General features: G+C 65.6%; 16 protein-coding genes. 9 read left to right on the top strand and 7 right to left on the bottom strand.

Annotation, left to right across the window (positions count from 1 at the left end; translation table 11 throughout):
* Nucleotides 1-22: 22 nt before the first annotated feature.
* Nucleotides 23-604: a pyridoxamine 5'-phosphate oxidase family protein gene (locus LRM40_RS05240; protein ID WP_151122084.1), complete on the top strand. Its 582-nt coding sequence runs from the start codon at nucleotides 23-25 to the stop codon at nucleotides 602-604.
* A gap of 31 nt (nucleotides 605-635) precedes the next feature.
* On the opposite strand, the gene LRM40_RS05235 is transcribed toward LRM40_RS05240, so the two are convergent.
* The 7 genes from LRM40_RS05235 to LRM40_RS05205 form a co-directional block, all read right to left on the bottom strand.
* Nucleotides 636-1,241: a protein phosphatase CheZ gene (locus tag LRM40_RS05235; protein WP_151122085.1), complete on the bottom strand. Its 606-nt coding sequence runs from the start codon at nucleotides 1,239-1,241 to the stop codon at nucleotides 636-638.
* Between the two features lie 99 nt (nucleotides 1,242-1,340).
* Entirely contained in the window at nucleotides 1,341-2,129 is a 789-nt protein-coding gene (locus LRM40_RS05230) for an enoyl-CoA hydratase (protein ID WP_151122086.1), read from the bottom strand.
* A gap of 52 nt (nucleotides 2,130-2,181) precedes the next feature.
* Complete coding sequence (locus LRM40_RS05225; protein WP_151122087.1) at nucleotides 2,182-3,264, bottom strand: DUF3108 domain-containing protein; 1,083 nt, start codon at nucleotides 3,262-3,264, stop codon at nucleotides 2,182-2,184.
* A 67-nt stretch (nucleotides 3,265-3,331) separates the two neighbouring features.
* Nucleotides 3,332-5,062, bottom strand: coding sequence for a M61 family metallopeptidase (locus LRM40_RS05220; RefSeq protein WP_151122088.1), 1,731 nt, complete (start codon nucleotides 5,060-5,062; stop codon nucleotides 3,332-3,334).
* Between the two features lie 31 nt (nucleotides 5,063-5,093).
* The gene (locus LRM40_RS05215; RefSeq protein WP_231067733.1) at nucleotides 5,094-5,570 is read right to left on the bottom strand and encodes a DUF3429 domain-containing protein; all 477 of its coding nucleotides are present in this window, start codon (nucleotides 5,568-5,570) and stop codon (nucleotides 5,094-5,096) included.
* A gap of 106 nt (nucleotides 5,571-5,676) precedes the next feature.
* Nucleotides 5,677-6,429 (bottom strand): DsbC family protein, encoded by a 753-nt coding sequence (locus tag LRM40_RS05210; RefSeq protein ID WP_151122089.1) that lies wholly within the window; start codon nucleotides 6,427-6,429, stop codon nucleotides 5,677-5,679.
* Nucleotides 6,430-6,444: 15 nt separating this feature from the next.
* The gene (locus LRM40_RS05205; protein ID WP_151122090.1) at nucleotides 6,445-7,554 is read right to left on the bottom strand and encodes an FAD-dependent monooxygenase; all 1,110 of its coding nucleotides are present in this window, start codon (nucleotides 7,552-7,554) and stop codon (nucleotides 6,445-6,447) included.
* Nucleotides 7,555-7,645: 91 nt separating this feature from the next.
* Between LRM40_RS05205 and ychF the strand changes: the two genes are divergently transcribed.
* The 8 genes from ychF to LRM40_RS05165 all read left to right on the top strand — a co-directional run bounded on the left by ychF (nucleotide 7,646) and on the right by LRM40_RS05165 (nucleotide 16,298).
* On the top strand, nucleotides 7,646-8,740 hold the full coding sequence (gene ychF / locus LRM40_RS05200; RefSeq protein ID WP_151122091.1) for a redox-regulated ATPase YchF: 1,095 nt from the start codon (nucleotides 7,646-7,648) through the stop codon (nucleotides 8,738-8,740).
* 214 nt (nucleotides 8,741-8,954) lie between these two features.
* A complete protein-coding gene (locus tag LRM40_RS05195) occupies nucleotides 8,955-10,139 on the top strand; it encodes a tyrosine-type recombinase/integrase (RefSeq protein ID WP_151122092.1) in 1,185 nt (394 codons plus the stop codon).
* Nucleotides 10,140-10,188: 49 nt separating this feature from the next.
* Nucleotides 10,189-10,995 carry a hypothetical protein gene (locus tag LRM40_RS05190; protein WP_231067732.1) on the top strand — a complete coding sequence of 269 codons (807 nt, stop codon included), beginning with the start codon at nucleotides 10,189-10,191 and terminating at the stop codon, nucleotides 10,993-10,995.
* 108 nt (nucleotides 10,996-11,103) lie between these two features.
* Entirely contained in the window at nucleotides 11,104-11,304 is a 201-nt protein-coding gene (locus LRM40_RS05185; protein ID WP_231067731.1) for a helix-turn-helix transcriptional regulator, read from the top strand.
* A gap of 1 nt (nucleotide 11,305) precedes the next feature.
* Complete coding sequence (locus LRM40_RS05180) at nucleotides 11,306-12,346, top strand: hypothetical protein (protein ID WP_151122094.1); 1,041 nt, start codon at nucleotides 11,306-11,308, stop codon at nucleotides 12,344-12,346.
* Nucleotides 12,343-13,386, top strand: a complete 1,044-nt coding sequence (locus LRM40_RS05175; RefSeq protein ID WP_151122095.1) for a hypothetical protein — start codon at nucleotides 12,343-12,345, stop codon at nucleotides 13,384-13,386. Before LRM40_RS05180 ends, LRM40_RS05175 begins: the two co-directional genes overlap by 4 nt.
* Before the next feature lie 171 nt (nucleotides 13,387-13,557).
* The gene (locus LRM40_RS05170; RefSeq protein ID WP_127811994.1) at nucleotides 13,558-13,746 is read left to right on the top strand and encodes a hypothetical protein; all 189 of its coding nucleotides are present in this window, start codon (nucleotides 13,558-13,560) and stop codon (nucleotides 13,744-13,746) included.
* A gap of 2 nt (nucleotides 13,747-13,748) precedes the next feature.
* Nucleotides 13,749-16,298, top strand: coding sequence for a DEAD/DEAH box helicase family protein (locus LRM40_RS05165; RefSeq protein ID WP_151122096.1), 2,550 nt, complete (start codon nucleotides 13,749-13,751; stop codon nucleotides 16,296-16,298).
* The last annotated feature ends 11 nt before the right edge of the window (nucleotides 16,299-16,309 follow it).

Below are 16,309 nucleotides of genomic sequence, written 5' to 3'. Positions count from 1 at the left end.
GTCTTTCTGACACACTGGCGGCATGTCCGCCCTGCTCGCCCCGGCAGGCACGCCCGTCGGCGCGCCGCTGAGCGCCACGCTGCACGAGCAGCTGTGGCGCGAGCTGGCTGTGGCTGCCGACCGGCGGGGCCACCCCTGGCGCACCCCCAGCCTGGCCACGGTCTCGCCCGACGGCCTGCCCGATGCCCGCACCGTGGTGCTGCGGGAGGTGGACCCCGACCAGGAACGGCTGATCTTCTTCACCGACGCCCGATCCCCCAAGGTGGGTCAGCTCAAGACCCAGCCCCGTGCGGTGCTGGTGATGTGGTCGGCCGAACTGGGCTGGCAGCTGCGCATCCAGATCGACTGCCAAGTCGAAGTCAGCGGACTGGCCGTGTCGTCGCGCTGGGCGCGGCTGCGTTCCACGCCGGCGGCCCAGGACTACCTGGCGCCCCTGCCCCCGGGCAGCCCGGCCGATGCGCCCCCCAGCGGTCTGGCGGCGCGTGAGCATTTCGCGGTGGTGCAGGCCCAGGTGCTGGAGATGGATTGGCTGGAACTGGCTGCCACCGGCCACCGGCGCGCCCGCCTGTCGGCCGGCCAACCGCCGGTCTGGCTGCAGCCCTGAGCCGACCGGAGGCGCCGGCGGCCTCGGGCGGTCAGAAGCCCAGCGAGGCCAGCAGGTCGTCCACGTCTTCCTGCTGCATGGCCCGGTCGGGCACCTGCACGCCTTCGAGCTGATGGCCGTCGTCGGCGGCGCTCTCCTCGGCCACACCGGCGGCCGGCAGCTCTTCCACCACATGGCGCAGCTCGGCCTCGGCCCGCAGCAGGATGTCGGTGACCTTCTTGATCACCTGGCCCGACAGGTCCTGGAAGTCCTGGGCCAGCAGGATGTTGGTCAGGTGCTCGTTCTGCTGGCGGGCGAAATCGGTGGTGCTGGCCACGTAATCGGCACACATGCGCATCAGCGCGCGCGCACGGGCCACGTCCATCTCGGGGGATTCCGCCTGACGACGCATCACGGCGACCAACTCGTCCCCCCGGCTGATCAGCTTCTCGCACAGGGGTTTGGCCTCGTCGACCGACTCGAGCACGCGGTTTGCGGCGCGCTCGGTCATCTTGCCGACGTACTCCAGCCGCTCGCAGGCGTCCGGCATCTCCAGGCTGACCTGTCGCAACTCCGCCGCCACCCGCGGTCGTGCGACCACAGCGGCGGCGGAAGGGGGCAGGCTGGAGGGTTCTAGCGTGTCTTGGGCGGCCGGCATGGCTGGGATCTTCCAGGTCTCGGTCTCTGTTGAGATCAGTTATCGACCGGGCCCGGCCCAAATTGAGGGGGCGGCGCGCCGGCCTCCCCCGCAACCCCCTCAACGGTGACGGAATGCCGGCTTGCGCTTCTCCAGGAAGGCCGCCATGCCCTCGCGCTGGTCCTCGGTGCCGAACAGCGACTGGAACATGTGGCGCTCGGTGCGCACCCCGGTGGACAGGCCGCTCTCGTAGGCCTCGTTCACGCATTCCTTGATCATCATGAGGCTGGGGCCGGAGAGCTCGTTGATCTGGGCGGCCACGGCCAGGGCCTCGTCCAGCAGGCTGGCCGCCGGCACCACGCGGGCCACCAGGCCGGCCCGCTCGGCCTCCTCGGCACCCATCATGCGGCCGGTCAGCAGCAGCTCCATGGCCTTGGCCTTGCCCACCGCACGCGGCAGGCGCTGGGTGCCGCCGGCCCCGGGGATGGTGCCCAGCTTGATCTCGGGCTGGCCGAACTTGGCGGTGTCGGCGGCCAGGATGATGTCGCACATCATGGCCAGCTCGTTGCCCCCGCCCAGCGCAAAGCCGGCCACCGCGGCGATCACCGGCTTGCGCACCTGGCGGATGGTTTCCCAGTTGCGGGTGATGAAGCCCCCCGTGTAGGCCTCCATGTAGCCCAGGGTGGCCATGGCGGCGATGTCGGCGCCCGCCGCAAAGGCCTTCTCGCTGCCGGTGATGACGATGCAGCCGATGCCCTCGTCGGCCTCAAAGGCCAGCAGGGCCGCGCCCAGCTCGTCCATCAGCTGCCCGTTCAGCGCATTGAGCTGCTTGGGCCGGTTCAGGGTGATCAGGCCGGTCTTGCGCGCGCCCTCGCCCCGGACCTCGGTCAGGATGCATTCATAGCTCATGGTGTCGTCCTCTCGGTTCTTTTAGGGGAATGATGAACGGACTATATGACGCTCAATGCGCCGCCTGCAGGGGCGCGCCGTCCAGCACCATGTCCAGCGTGGCCTCGTCGCGCCAGTTCATCGTGATGCGCACCGGCAGGTATTGCAGGGTGGGGGCGATCCACATCTGCACCGCCACCTCGTTGGGCTTGAGGCTGCCGGGCAGGGGCTTGAGCGGGTAGGCCCACAGGGCGCCCACCTTGAGCGCCATCGGCTCGGGCGGCAGCACCTGGTAGCGCCAGCTGCCGGCCCGCCGCGGCAGCGCCAGCGGAAAGGCCACCTCCTGGCCGGGACGCAGCTGCTCCGGATGGGTCAGGAAGAACCAGGTGAGCTGGACGAACTGGCTGGCCGCGTCCTGCACGCCGGGCATCGTCGGCACCGTCTTGCCGGTGGCCAGGGTGATGGTGTCGCCGTCGAAACGCACGGTCTCGCGACGGGTGCCCTTGAGGGGCAGGTCGGTCTCCTGGTCGTAGCGCTGCGGCTTCAAACCATCCGGGGTGAGTTCACCGTCACTGAGCATGCGCCGCTCCACCACCGCGCCCACGCCCACGGTGACGCACACCTGGTAGTGACTGTCCTGACGCCGCCACTCCACCTGGGCCGAGCCCTCCATCGGCCCCCGGTAGTTGCCCGTGACGGTGTAGCTCAGCCGGGTGGACGGAGGCCAGTCGAAGGCCAGGGCCGCGCTGGCCGCCGAGGCGGGGGCCGAGGCCGCGTCCACCTCCGGCGCCGGCACCTCCGGCTCGCGCTGCACGACATCCACCGCCTCTTGCGCCCCGGCGTCCGACATCCCGGGAGGGCCATCCAAGGCCGCCGAGGCTTCGCGCTCCGGGGCGGAGGCGGGCGGCGGGGGTGCGGAGGCTGCCCGCCGTGGCGCCGTGGCCGCCACAGGGCGCGGCCGGGGTGCCGCGGCCACCGGTGGCTGCGCCGGGGCCAGGGCCTGGACGAAGGCCACGTCGATGGTCGGGGGCGGCGGATCGCCCGCACCGGCCCCCAGGCGGGCCTCCCACACCCGGTCGACCACCCAGAGGTGCAGCAGGGACACTGCCAGCACCAGCAGGACCAGCACCGCTCGCCGGCGCCAGAGGGCAGCCACGGCGCCCCGCCGCCCATGCCGACTGCTGTGTCTCACCTGTTCTGCCGGCCCCGGAGCGGGGGCCGCCTCAGCGGCCCAGCCAGGCCTTGCGCAGACCCAGGGCCTTGGCCGCCGGGCGCTCACCCAGGGCCAGCGTCCAGACATCGGCCACCACCGGGTCGGGGCGCAGGGTCAGGGTGCGCAGGCGCTGCTGACGCACGAAGGTCAGCTCGAAAGGCGCCGGATCGACCGGCAGCCACTGCCGGGCATCGTCCAGCCGCCGGATGCGCCAGCCGTCCACCGCCAGCAGTTCGTCACCGGCCGACAGCCCGGCGCGGGCCGCAGCACTGCCCGCCAGCACCGACTTGACCTGCACGCCGGTGACCGGCCCCTCGCTGAGCTTCAGGCCCAGGGCGGCCGTCCAGGCCGGGGGCTCCTGCCCCACCTGCACGCCCGCCGCCGCCAGCGCCGACGCCAGGGGCAGGTCGTCGTGGCCATGCACCCAGTCGCGCAGATCGGCCGCAAGCGCGGCGCCGCCCAGGCGCTCGACCGCGGCCAGCACGGCCGCCTCGGTCAGGCCGCTGGCCAGGCAGTCGTCCCACAGCGTGCGCATCAGCGCATCCAGGGAGGACCCCGCCTGGCGCAGCCGCAGGTCCAGCAGCAGGGCCACCAGCGAGCCCTTGGTGTAGTAGCTCACCGTGCTGTTGGGCGTGTTCTCGTCCTGCCGGTAGTACTTGACCCAGGCGTCGAAGCTGGCCTCGGCCACGCTCTGCACCTTGCGGCCGGGGGCGGCCATCACGCCGTTGATGGTGCGGGCCAGCAGCTTGAGGTAGCGCGGCGCGTCCAGCAGGCCGGCGCGCACCAGCATCAGGTCGTCGTAGTAGGAGGTGAAGCCCTCGAAGAACCACAGCAGCTCGGTGTAGTTCTCGCAGGTGTAGTCGTAGCGCAGGAACTCGGCGGGCTTGAGCCGCTTGACGTTCCAGGTGTGGAAGTACTCGTGGCTGATCAGCCCCAGCAGGGTCATGTAGCCTTCGGGCACGGGGTTGGCCATGCCCTGGCGCGGCAGGTCGGCCCGCTTGGCGATCAGCGCGGTGCTGGCGCGGTGCTCCAGGCCGCCGTAGCCGTCCTCCACCGCATTGAGCATGAAGACGTAGCGACCGAAGGGCGGCTTGCGCCGGCCGTGCCAGAAGGCGATCTGGGCGGCGCAGATGCGCTGGGTGTCGGCCAGCAGGCGCTTGCCGTCAAAACCCGGCCAGGCCCCCGCCACCACGAATTCGTGCGGCACGCCGCCGGCCTCGAAGTGGCCGCGCCAGAAGGTGCCCAGTTCGAAGGGATGGTCCACCAGCTCGTCGTAGTCGGCGCTCTGGTAGAGGTGCCGGCTGCCTTCCACTGCGGCCATGCCGGTGGCCACGTCCCAGCCCTTGGGCAGGCTGCCGATCTGCACCTGCTGGGGCTCGGCCTCGCGGCCATGGGCGCGCAGACACAGGCTGGTGGGGTTGAAGAAGCCCCGGCTGTCGTCCAGGAAGGCGGTGCGCACCGAGGTGTCGAAGGCATAGGCCTCGTAGCTCAGCACCAGGGCGGCCCGCCCTTCGCAGCGCAGGCGCCAGCTCGTCTTGTCCAGTTGCTCGGGCAGACGCTCCTGCTTGCCCTGCCGGGCCTGCAGGCGGCTGAGATGGCGACCGAACTCGCGCACCATGTAGCTGCCCGGGATCCACACCGGCAGGCTGACAACGGTTTCGGCCGCCGGGGCCGGCACGGTCATCGTCACGCGGTAGCGGTGGGTGGCCACGTCGGCCACATCGATGCGGAAGTGGATCATGCGCAGGAGGGGCGAGGAAGGAATCGGGGCTTCAGGTGCCGGCGGCACCCAGGAAGCAGCACAGGGCGGCGATCACCGTCAGGCGAAAACGCAGGGTGAGCCAGGCGCCCATGCCCTTGTCCAGATAGAGCCGGCGGTCCACCAGGTAGCAGACCACCAGCATCACGCCCAGCACCACCAGCCCGGCGTGGGCCGGCATGACCAGCGCCAGCCAGGCCACCAGCGGCGGCACCATGGCCCAGCCGAAGGCCCGCTGCCCCGGCGCGCCGGCGCTCATGGCCAGGCCCCAGTGGATGCCGCCCAGGAAGGAGACGATGACGGCTCCGTAGGCGGCCAGGCCCAGCGCCACCCAGGGCTGCAGGTCGGGGTAGACCAGCCACAGCAGCAAGGTGCCGAAAACGAAGGGAATGAGGCCGGCATGGCCGTACTGGCGCGCCCGCAGGGGCGGTTCCGCCGGCATGGGCGGTGCGGCGTGGTGCACCACGCCGGAAGGATTCGTCGCGTTCATGGGCCGCCATTGTGGCGGCAGCCGCCCTTGTTTGGCGGTGGTGTGACATCGCCGCCACCGTGGCGTGAGGCTTTTTCGAGGGTCGCCCCCCGGTGTCAGCCCCCGATCAGGACTTCTGGGCGTTGGTCAGCTGCTTCTCGATCTGCTCGCCACCGATGGCGCCCGGCACCCGGGTGCCGTTCTCGAACACCAGGGCGGGCGTGCCGTTGACCTTGTACTTGCGGCTCATGGCCAGATTGCGGTCCAGGGCCGAGGTGTCGCACTTCGGATCCATGGACTTGGGCGGCACGGTGCCGGCCGTCATCCAGGTACGCCAGACCTTGCCGTTGTCCTTGGCGCACCAGATGTCGCGCGCCTTGACCGCCGAATCCGCCCCCAGGATGGGAATGACGAAGGTGTAGATGGTCACGTCCTTCACGTTGACCAGGTCCTTCTCCAGGCGCTTGCAGTAGCCGCAGTTGGGGTCGGCGAAGACGGCCAGCTTGCGGCTGCCGTTGCCCTGCTTCCAGACGATGGCGTCCTTCAGCGGCAGCTGGGCGAAATCGATGGCGGTGAGCTTGTCCACCCGGGCCTTGGTCAGGTCGGTGTGGGTGCGGGTGTCGTAGAGCGAACCCTCGATGATGTGGTTGGCCGCCTCGTCGGTGTAGAGGATGTCGGTGCCGATGCGCACCTCGTACAGGCCCGGGATCGGGGTCTTGCTGACCTCGTCGATCTTGGGCAGGCCGGGCATGCGATCGGCCAGGTTCTTGCGGATCGCCGCCTCGTCGGCCAGGGCCGAGGAGAGGGCCGCGCCGGACAGGGCCAGCACCACGGCACCCAGTTGCAGGCGGCGACCGGTGGTGGAAGAGAGCGATTTCATCAGGGTTCCTCGGATTCAGACATCCAGCGCCTGGCTGGCCAGCCAGCGCTTCACCGGCGCCAGATGGTTGACCAGACTCAGGCCGTGGTTGCGGAGTTCCCGCCATCCCACGTTTTCATGGGCGAACAGGTGCCACAGGCCATCGGTGACCCGGGCCATGGCCCAGGTCGGCAGGGCCCGCCGGCGGGCGTAGCGGCGCAGCAGGGCCGGGTCGCCCAGGGCGCGCCAGACCTCGCGGTCGGCCAGCACCTCGGTCAGGGCCACCACGTCGGCCAGGCCCAGGTTCAGACCCTGGCCGGCCAGCGGGTGCACCTGGTGGGCCGCGTCGCCCAGCAGGGCCCAGCCGGGGCCGGTGACGGGCTCGGCATGGCCCAGGGCCAGCGGCCAGGCGGCGCGCTCGCCAGCCAGCCGCAGCTGGCCAGCCTCGCCGCCGGTGGCGGCCATCAGCCCGGCCTCGAATTCTTCCGGCGCCGCGGCCAGCCAGCGCTGGGCTTCGCTCTGCGGCAGCGACCACACCAGACCGTAGCTGCACCCGGCCTCGGGCCGGTCGAAGGGCAGCAGGCCCAGGATGTCCGGCGCCCGGAACCACTGCCGCGCACAGCCGGCGTGCGGCCGGTCGGCCACCAGCCGGGCGGCCACCGCGGTGTGGCCGTAGGCATGGCGCACGAAGCGCGCCCCCAGTTGGGCCCGGCTGAGCGAGGCCTTGCCCTCGCAGACCAGGGTCAGCGGCGCGGGGCCCGGCTCGGCCTGCAGCGTGACCTGCGGCGCGAAGCCGGCCGCGGCGTCCAGCACGTTCTCCAGGGCCCCGGCGTCGACGATCCAGGCCAGGGCCGGCACGGCCTGGCGCCAGGCCGAGAACTCGATGCGCGAGGCGTGGGCATCGCCCTGCACCTGCATGTCCAGCACCGCGGTGCGGGCATCCTCCGGCAGGGTCGTCCAGGCGCGCAGACGCTCCAGCAACTGCACCGAGGACGGGTTGAGCGCGTAGGTGCGCACATCGGTGCTGGCGGGCGCGCCTTCCGGCCGGGCCTGCAGGGCCACGTTCAGGCCGATGCGGGCCAGGCTCAGCGCGGCCGCCCGGCTGACGATGCCGGTGCCCAGGATGCGCACGTCGAAGGGGGTCATGACGGCATTGTAGGGACGGACCTAAAATTGCCGGTTCCGCGCCCGGGAAGCCCCCGCTGGCGCCCGACCCCTCTTCCTCCGAAAGCCCCTCATGAGCCTCAAGTGCGGCATCGTCGGCCTGCCCAACGTCGGCAAGTCCACCCTGTTCAATGCCTTGACCAAGGCCGGCATCGCCGCCGAGAACTACCCCTTCTGCACCATCGAGCCCAATGTGGGCGTGGTGGAGGTGCCGGACCCGCGCCTGGCCAAGCTGGCCGAGATCGTCAAGCCCGAGCGCATCCTGCCGGCCATCGTCGAGTTCGTGGACATCGCCGGCCTGGTGGCCGGTGCCTCCAAGGGTGAAGGCCTGGGCAACCAGTTCCTCAGCCACATCCGCGAGACCGACGCCATCGTCAACGTGGTGCGCTGCTTCGAGGACCCGAACGTGATCCACGTGGCCGGCAAGGTCGACCCGATCGCCGACATCGAGGTCATCCAGACCGAGCTGTGCCTGGCCGACCTGACCACGGTGGAAAAGAGCCTGCAGCGCTACACCAAGGCCGCCCGCAGCGGCAACGACAAGGAAGCCGCCGCCTTGGTCAAGGTGCTGGAGAAATGCCAGGCCGCGCTGGACCAGGCCCAGCCCGTGCGCTCCATCGACTTCAGCAAGGAAGAGCTGGTCATCCTCAAGCCACTGTGCCTGATCACCGCCAAGCCGGCGATGTTCGTGGGCAACGTGGCCGAGGACGGCTTCGAGAACAACCCCTTCCTGGACCGCCTGCGCGAGTACGCCGCGGCCCAGAAGGGCGAGGTCGTGGCCATCTGCGCCAAGACCGAGGCCGAGCTGGCCGAGATGGAGGACGAGGACCGTGCGATGTTCCTGGCCGAGATGGGCCAGGACGAGCCGGGCCTGAACCGCCTGATCCGCGCCGCCTTCAAGCTGCTGGGCCTGCAGACCTACTTCACCGCCGGCGTGAAGGAAGTGCGCGCCTGGACCATCCACATCGGCGACACGGCCCCGCAGGCCGCCGGCGTGATCCACACCGACTTCGAGCGCGGCTTCATCCGCGCCCAGACCATCGCCTACGAGGACTTCATCCAGTACAAGGGCGAACAGGGTGCCAAGGACGCCGGCAAGATGCGCGCCGAAGGCAAGGAATACGTCGTCAAGGACGGCGACGTGCTGAACTTCCTGTTCAACGTCTGATGAGCAGGCCGTCTTTCCCGGAACATCAGGAAAGACTCTGAAATCAGAAAAACATCAACAAAGCCGCGTATTTACGCGGCTTTGTCGTTTCTGGGTGTTGCCGGAAATTGCGCGGGCAGCCACCTTCTCATTGAGTACAAAGGTGAGTACGTATCTTTGCGTGTCGCGCGGCAAGTGAGTACAGTGACTGCATCGTCTTCATCGAGCACCCGCCATGCTGACCGACACCCACTGTCGCAATGCCAAACCCAAGCCCAAGCTTTACCGGCTCACCGACCACCGCGGCCTGTGCCTAGAGGTCAAGCCCAGCGGCGTGAAGGCCTGGCGGTACCGGTTCACGCTGGAGGGCAAGGCCAGCATGTTCGCTCTGGGGGAGTACCCCGCCGTCAGCCTGGCCGAGGCACGAGACCGGTGCGAAGCCGCACGCCAACTCGTCAAGCAAGGCATCAACCCCGCCCAGCAGCGGCAGATCGACCGCATCAAGCAAGCCAGCGACGCCGAAATCACCTTCGAGAAGGTGGCCCGCGAGTGGCTGCAAACCAAAGATTGGGAAGACGTCACCAAGAACCGGCGCCTGGACATGCTGGAGCGCGTGGTGTTTGGCGAGATCGGCCAGATGCCCATCCGAGCCATCACACCTGCCCATGTGCTGGGCATCCTGCAGCACACGGTCAAACGCGGCGCCCCCACCGTGGCCGCCGAAGCCCGCCGCACCATGTCAGCCGTGTTCGAGTACGCCGTGGCCACGCTGCGTGCCGACAGCGACCCAGTCTGGCCCGTTCGCAAGGCCTTGCCCGCCAACAAGACGCAGCACAAGACCGCCCTCACCACCGCGCAGATTGGCAAGCTGCTGAACGACTTCGACAACCACCGCTGCACTTTTCAGATCAACTACTGCATGCAGCTCATGTGGTGGACCTTGGCGAGACCCAGCGAAGTGGCCGAAGCCGAATGGGCCGAGATCGACTTGGACCGCGCCCAATGGCGCATTCCCGCCGAGCGCATGAAGGCCCGCAAAGAGCACGTGGCGCCTCTGCCGACGCAGGCCGTGGAGATGCTCAGAGGCCTCAAGGCCATCACCGGACAGCGCAAGCACCTCTTCCCCGGCCGTGACAACCGAAACACCCCGATGTCCGTTGCATCACTCAGGCAGGCTTTGAAAGTTCTAGGCTGGGCCGGCACCTACAGCCCCCATGCCACCCGCACCACGGGCAGCACCCGGCTCAACGAGATGGGCTACCGGCCCGATGCCATCGAAGCCCAGCTCGCGCACTCCGACCAGAACAACGTGCGCCGCGCCTACAACCACGCCACCTACTTCGAGGAGCGCCAAGTGATGATGCAGGACTGGGCCGACCACCTCGTGCAATGGAGAGCTGCCGTTCATGAGCGCCCCTAGGTCTACTGCCTTGGCATGCGATACCACCGCGCTTGGGCACTTGGAAAGGGTGATCGAAGCGCATTTTCCAAGGCAGAGCCAACACGACGATGACGCAGAGCCAGCACGGCGCCAAGCGTTCACAGCGGCGGCATTTGACCTGGCGCAGCGCTACATGCAATTGAGGCATCAGGCCCAGGATGCCGAGAACAAGCGCAAGCGCTTTGAAGCGATTGCCCAAGCCGCGCAGCAACTTCGCTTTGCGATGGAAGGCCTCAACTTGAGCGAATTGCACGTTCTGGAGAGCGCGCAACGGGCCACACACCAAGCCTACGTTGACGACCTAGACGATCCCCAAGGCTACAACCTCGACAAGCAACACGAGCTCTTCGACGAGCCCTGGGGGCCACGGCCCGCCAGCCGCATGCTGCAGTGGCAAGACCTGCGATGGCTAGAGCAAGCCGCCAAGTCACTGGGTGCGCCTCGCAGGCGAGGACGACCGGAGAACACGGCTGAGCGCTGGGCCGCTCGACAGTTCGTCGTGCTCTGTCATCAGCACGGTTGGACGCCGGTGCGAGTAGCTCACAGTGGGTCAGAGAAGCAGCACGGTGATCCAAAACCCTCTGACGCGGTGATTTGCCTCGCGGCCATCTTGGTCGCTGGTGGCGAAAACGAAGTGCGTGCCAAGAGCACCGCCATGTCTGCCCTGAAGCTGCTGCGGGACAAGTTCACTCTTCTCGAATGGCCCGAGGAATCGTTCGACCATCCTTGTATCGACCCAGAGCCGACCGAGTACACGGCCAGCTTGAAAGAGCTGATCACAGATCGGCGTCATGGAGTCGGAAGCCTTCCAGACTTCACACCCAAGGGCGATTAACGTCTTTGCCAGAAATTCCGCCGAAATCGCGGCATTTGTTGTCCGTGCATCGCCCAGCACGGCCGCGCAGCATCACTGGTGTTTTCACGATGTTTCGAGGAGCACCACATGCTGCGCGTTATCCGCATTCAAGACGTCTGCGACAAGATCGCCCTGAGCCGAACCTCTTTGTGGCGGCTGTGCAAGACCACCGACTTCCCCCGTCCCATCCAGTTAGGCGGCCGCGTGGCCGGCTTCCTGGAGCACGAGATTGACGCTTGGCTGGAGCAGCAAGCGGCCCAGCGCCACAAGGCGCAGGAGGTTAAGTGAGATGGGCCGACAAAGAACCATCAACGACCACGGCTTCTGGCACAGCCCGCTGTTGCAGCAGTGCACGACCGAAGACAAAACCGCACTACTGCATTTGTTGACCAGCCCGGTCTCCAACATCATCGGCGCCTACGCACTCGTGCCTCGCATTGCTGCTGCTGAGATCGGCTGGTCTCAGGACCAGTGGCTGCAGGTTGTCGAGCGCCTGCGCGCGGAAGACCTTGTGTGGTTCGAGCCAGCGCGCATGTTCGTCTGGGTTCGCATCTGGTGGTTTCATAACCTGGCCAGCCAGACCATGGGCCCCAAGCTCCGCGCCCGAACCATTGAGAACATCCGGCAGCTACCCGAACCCTGGTTGGCCCCATTCCTGGCCGACTACAAGGCCCGGCTCACCGAAGAACTTCGGCAGCTCCTGGACACCCTGCTGGAAGGCGATGCACAGGTAGAAGCGTTACCCGTACCTCATGAATACGGTATCGATGCCCCATCCAACCTTTCCCTGCATAACAGTAACGCCAACGATAAAACCAACTCTAAGCTAACGCCAACTCTAGATGCACCGGCTGAGGTGCCTGTGGATAAGTCGGGCATCCCGGCTAGCAGTTTGGGTCAGGTGGAGGCCGCCATTGCCAAGGCCCAGCGCAAAGGCGTGAGCAAGGCAGGCACGCAAGCGATTCTCTCTGCCGTGGCAAAGCAGTACCAGTCGAACCGGCCGCCAAAAGATGCCGGAGCCTATGCCTATGCCGTTGCCCAGAGTTTGGTGACACCGCCCCAGCAGCCTGCTCTACCAGCTCCGCCGTCCAAATCAGAGTTGAAAGCCTGGGCAGGCCGTTGCTTTTGCTGGCCAGCCGAGAACCCGAGCAGCTTCATGCGCGTCGAAGAAACCGGGTTCTGCGAGCAAGTCACCTTGAAAGATGGCGAACCCAGGCATGGGTATGCGCCACTGGGGAGAGGCAATCTGCTCAGTGCACTCCGGGAGGGAAAGCTGCGGGAAGTCTCCGCCGTCATCTTCGAAGATCTCGCCAAAGGCGTTCGACCATGAACGTCGATGCCGACCGCTTGAACATCATCGCCCGCGAGTGCTTGGGCATGCTGCCTAGGGCATTGCCCCAGGCACTCTCAACTGGCCGATCCAGCCGCACAGAGGCCGAGTACCTGCGCATGGCCCATGTACTCCTGGATCGTGCACTCTTCACCCCAGGCGGCTTGGCAGGCGCTGTGCAAGCCACTCATAGCCCCAGAAGCTTCCACAAGCGCCTTGCCGCACTGCGGTTCTACTGCCGACGGCTGGTGAGCGAGCACCTGGATGTGCGCTCGGTCTCGCAGGATCTGGACTGGCATCGCTTGGCAGATGTGCTGCCTCGCCTACACGAGCAACTATGTGCCTTGGTTACCCTGAACGAGCACGGGATGACCCAGCCGCGCCGCAGGCGCCGGAGCAAACGCAAGGCGCTGAAAGGGCTGCCGCCGACCTGGCGAGAAGACTTGTATGAGCGTGGCGCCACTGGCAAATATGCCGACGCACTGCTGGCGTCAGCGCTGACCGGTGCAAGGCCCGGCGAAGTTGTCAAAGGCATCACTGCTTGGCTGCAGCACGACGACGCGCTCGGCATCGAGACCCTCTGTCTTTACGTGCAGGGAATCAAGGTCAAGGCCCAACAGGGGCAGCGCTACCGCTTGATGACCTACGCTGCTGAGGACACCCATCCGCTGGTGGCTGCGCTGGTGAAGCGGCTCAACGCACTACCCGACAGAAAGCTGGACATCCATGTCGCCAAGGCGGGCAACTTCACAGCGGAGGTTCAGCGCCTTGCACGCACACTTTGGCCTGAACATGGCCACCCCATCACCGCCACCTGCTTCCGCCACCAATGGAGCGCAGATGTGAAGTCCGCCGGTGACGCCGATGCGGCCAGCCGAGGCCTTGGGCACAGCAGTGCGAAAACTCGAAAGTACTACGGCACGGCACATCAGGCGCGCGGCAAACAGCCCTTGCGTCCAGTACGCATCGAGGCCGACCGGCCCCTCACGGCGCCGAAAACCTGTCTACATCCAGACGCGAGAACGCCCCGACTTCAATGAGGCAATGCTCACCCCAAATGGGGCAACGACGTCAGTCATTACCCCATTCGCATCGAACCCCGAGCTGCGATCGTCTGTCGCCAGCAGCAACGATGGGACTGTGCAACTTTGCATTGCGCACATACACGCAAAGGCAGTACATTTGCGTGACACCATTGACGAGACGTTGCCATGTCACGCCTGAAGGACGAAACCCTCTCCATCCGCACTTCCGCCGAGATCAAGCAGCTTTTGCGCTTGGCGGCTGATCGCGAGCGCCGATCGGTGGCGTCGATGATCGAAATCCTGGTGCTGGAGTACGCCCGAGCGCACGACCTGAAGCTGGATCGTCAAGATGAACCAGTTAAGGGAGGCGCCTGAGCATGGCGAACGCAAAAGAAGCACAAGCGCGCATCAAGATCAACAAATTGCTGGAATCTGCTGGCTGGCGGTTCTTCGACGATGCCAAGGGGAAGGCCAATGTGGCCCTGGAGCCGAATGTCAAGCTGAGCCAGGATCAGATCAACGATCTCGGCGAGAACTTCGAGTCCACCAAGAACGGCTTTGTCGATTTCTTGCTTCTCGACGAGAAGAGCTTCCCTCTGGTTGTTCTGGAGGCCAAGTCCGAAGACAAGAACCCGCTCGTTGGCAAGGAGCAGGCACGTAAGTACGCCAAGTCGCTGAATTGCCGCTTTGTGATTCTTTCGAATGGCAACTTGCACTACTTCTGGGATCTGCAGCAGGGCAATCCACACGTCATCACAGCCTTCCCAACGCCCGATTCTCTCAAGAGCTATCAAAAGTTCGAGCCCGACCAGAAGCGCTTGATCACTGAGACGGTCGGTCGCGACTACATCGTCCAGACTCAACTGCCTGGCTACGAGAAGGAGGCCGGTTGGCTCAATGCTGACGAACGTCCTGCCTTCGTCGCCAAGAACAAGCTCCGCTTCCTGCGGGACTACCAAAAGAAGGCGCTCAATGCCATCCAGGACGCAGTGGCTGAAGGCTCGACACGCTTCCTGTTCGAAATGGCGACCGGCACCGGCAAGACCCTGACCTCTGCTGCTGTCATCAAGCTGTTTCTTCGCACGGGCAACGCCCGCCGGGTGCTGTTCCTGGTGGATCGACTAGAGCTGGAGGATCAAGCAGCGAAGGCGTTCAAGGACTATCTGAAGAACGACTATGCCACAGTCATTTACAAGGAGCGCCGGGACGATTGGCGCAAGGCAGAAATCGTCGTCACCACGGTGCAGTCGCTGTTGTTCAACAACAAGTACAAGCGCCTGTTCTCACCGACTGACTTTGACCTGGTCATCTCGGACGAAGCCCATCGATCCATCGGCGGCAATGCCCGTGCGGTCTTCGAGTACTTCGTTGGGTACAAGCTTGGCCTGACGGCAACGCCGCGCGATTACCTGAAGAGCTTTGACGCGAGCAAGCCGACAACCCGTGACCCGCGAGAGCAGGAGCGTCGACTGATGCTGGACACGTACCGAACCTTCGGTTGCGATTCTGGACAGCCGACCTTCCGTTACTCACTGCTGGATGGCGTCAAGGATGGCTTCCTGATCAACCCCGTGGTAGTTGATGCGCGAACCGACATTACTACCAAGCTTTTGTCCGAGCAGGGCTATGCAGTGATGGCTCCCGTCGGCGAAGACGGCCAGCAAGAACAGAGCTTTGTTTCCAAGGACTTCGAGAAGAAGTTCTTCTCCAAGGCGACCAACGAACTGTTCTGTCAGACCTTCATCAAGAACGGTTTGCGCGATCCCGTGACCAGTGAGTTTGGCAAAGGCCTCGTGTTTGCCGTCAGCCAAAACCATGCAGCCAAGCTCACCCAGATCTTGAACGAGTTGGCGGATGTACTTTGGCCCGGCAAGTACCAGTCAGACTTTGCGGTACAGGTCACATCCAACGTGGCGGACTCGCAGCAATACACCATCAACTTCACCAACAACAACCTGCTGGGCTCGGCCAACTTCAACTCCTTGTACAAGACCAGCAAGGCACGCGTCTGCGTCACCGTGGGCATGATGACCACAGGGTACGACTGCCCGGACCTCTTGAACCTGGCATTGATGCGCCCTGTGTACTCGCCGTCCGATTTCGTGCAGATCAAGGGACGCGGCACGCGCAAGCACAACTTCCTTGAACAACTGTTCGATGACAATTTGAAGCCGCTGATCAACGAGCCAGAAAAGGCCCGTTTCAAATTCTTCGATTTCTTCGCCAACTGCGAATACTTCGAGGAAAAGTTCGACTACGACGAAGTGCTCAAGCTGCCGGCGCGCAGCAGCGAGGGAGAAGGTCAGGGTGAAGCGCCGCCACCACCGACGGGCGGGCTCTACGAGCACACGGGCGCCGATGCCATCTTCCACGTAGCCGAACAGCAAATCGGCTACGAAGGCATGAAGATCGACCGGATGTTCTTCGAGAAATTCGAGGATCAGGTCAAAGCCGACCCGATGCTGCAGCAGCAGGTTGAAAACGAGCAGTGGGAGCAGGCCATTGACTACGTGACCAGCCAGCTGTTCGACAAACCCAACGAGTACTTCAACCTGGAGAAGCTGCGCCGTGCCGCCGGGGTGGATCGACGGCTGAGCCTGAAGGAAATCCTGCAAAAGATTTTCGGCCTGATCGCCTACTTCAAGAGCAAGGATGAGCTGCTGGAGGATGAATTCCAGGAGTTCCTGCTCGCCAACCAGAGCAAGCTGGCCGAAGACCAAGGCGCTGCCGTCCTGGCCATGAAGTACTTCTTCAAGGCGTACTCCACCGATGCCGCTCTGCGCGCCATCATCGACGACAAGCGCTTCGGTGAGCTGAACGTGAACCCGGCCTTTGGCGTGGGCGACCTGCGTGCCGTGCCGCCCGAGTGGCGTGAAGGCATCCCCGAGTACGTCAAAGACTACGTACCGCTCAATCAATTCATGTAAGTCATTCAAGG

Source organism: Ideonella dechloratans, from assembly GCF_021049305.1.
Classification (GTDB): Bacteria; Pseudomonadota; Gammaproteobacteria; order Burkholderiales; family Burkholderiaceae_C; genus Ideonella; species Ideonella dechloratans.
Note: the sequence above shows the minus strand (reverse complement) of the source record. Positions and strands in the feature narration are given on the sequence as shown.

Bases quoted from the DNA above. Each gene is read 5' to 3' on its own strand.
- LRM40_RS05175 (WP_151122095.1), top strand. From the start codon at position 12,343: ATGAACGTCGATGCCGACCGCTTGAACATCATCGCCCGCGAGTGCTTG.
- LRM40_RS05215 (WP_231067733.1), bottom strand. From the start codon at position 5,570: ATGAACGCGACGAATCCTTCCGGCGTGGTGCACCACGCCGCACCGCCC.
- LRM40_RS05235 (WP_151122085.1), bottom strand. From the start codon at position 1,241: ATGCCGGCCGCCCAAGACACGCTAGAACCCTCCAGCCTGCCCCCTTCC.
- LRM40_RS05185 (WP_231067731.1), top strand. From the start codon at position 11,104: ATGCTGCGCGTTATCCGCATTCAAGACGTCTGCGACAAGATCGCCCTG.
- LRM40_RS05220 (WP_151122088.1), bottom strand. From the start codon at position 5,062: ATGATCCACTTCCGCATCGATGTGGCCGACGTGGCCACCCACCGCTAC.
- LRM40_RS05230 (WP_151122086.1), bottom strand. From the start codon at position 2,129: ATGAGCTATGAATGCATCCTGACCGAGGTCCGGGGCGAGGGCGCGCGC.
- LRM40_RS05180 (WP_151122094.1), top strand. From the start codon at position 11,306: ATGGGCCGACAAAGAACCATCAACGACCACGGCTTCTGGCACAGCCCG.
- LRM40_RS05210 (WP_151122089.1), bottom strand. From the start codon at position 6,429: ATGAAATCGCTCTCTTCCACCACCGGTCGCCGCCTGCAACTGGGTGCC.
- LRM40_RS05240 (WP_151122084.1), top strand. From the start codon at position 23: ATGTCCGCCCTGCTCGCCCCGGCAGGCACGCCCGTCGGCGCGCCGCTG.
- LRM40_RS05205 (WP_151122090.1), bottom strand. From the start codon at position 7,554: ATGACCCCCTTCGACGTGCGCATCCTGGGCACCGGCATCGTCAGCCGG.
- LRM40_RS05170 (WP_127811994.1), top strand. From the start codon at position 13,558: ATGTCACGCCTGAAGGACGAAACCCTCTCCATCCGCACTTCCGCCGAG.
- ychF (WP_151122091.1), top strand. From the start codon at position 7,646: ATGAGCCTCAAGTGCGGCATCGTCGGCCTGCCCAACGTCGGCAAGTCC.
- LRM40_RS05195 (WP_151122092.1), top strand. From the start codon at position 8,955: ATGCTGACCGACACCCACTGTCGCAATGCCAAACCCAAGCCCAAGCTT.
- LRM40_RS05165 (WP_151122096.1), top strand. From the start codon at position 13,749: ATGGCGAACGCAAAAGAAGCACAAGCGCGCATCAAGATCAACAAATTG.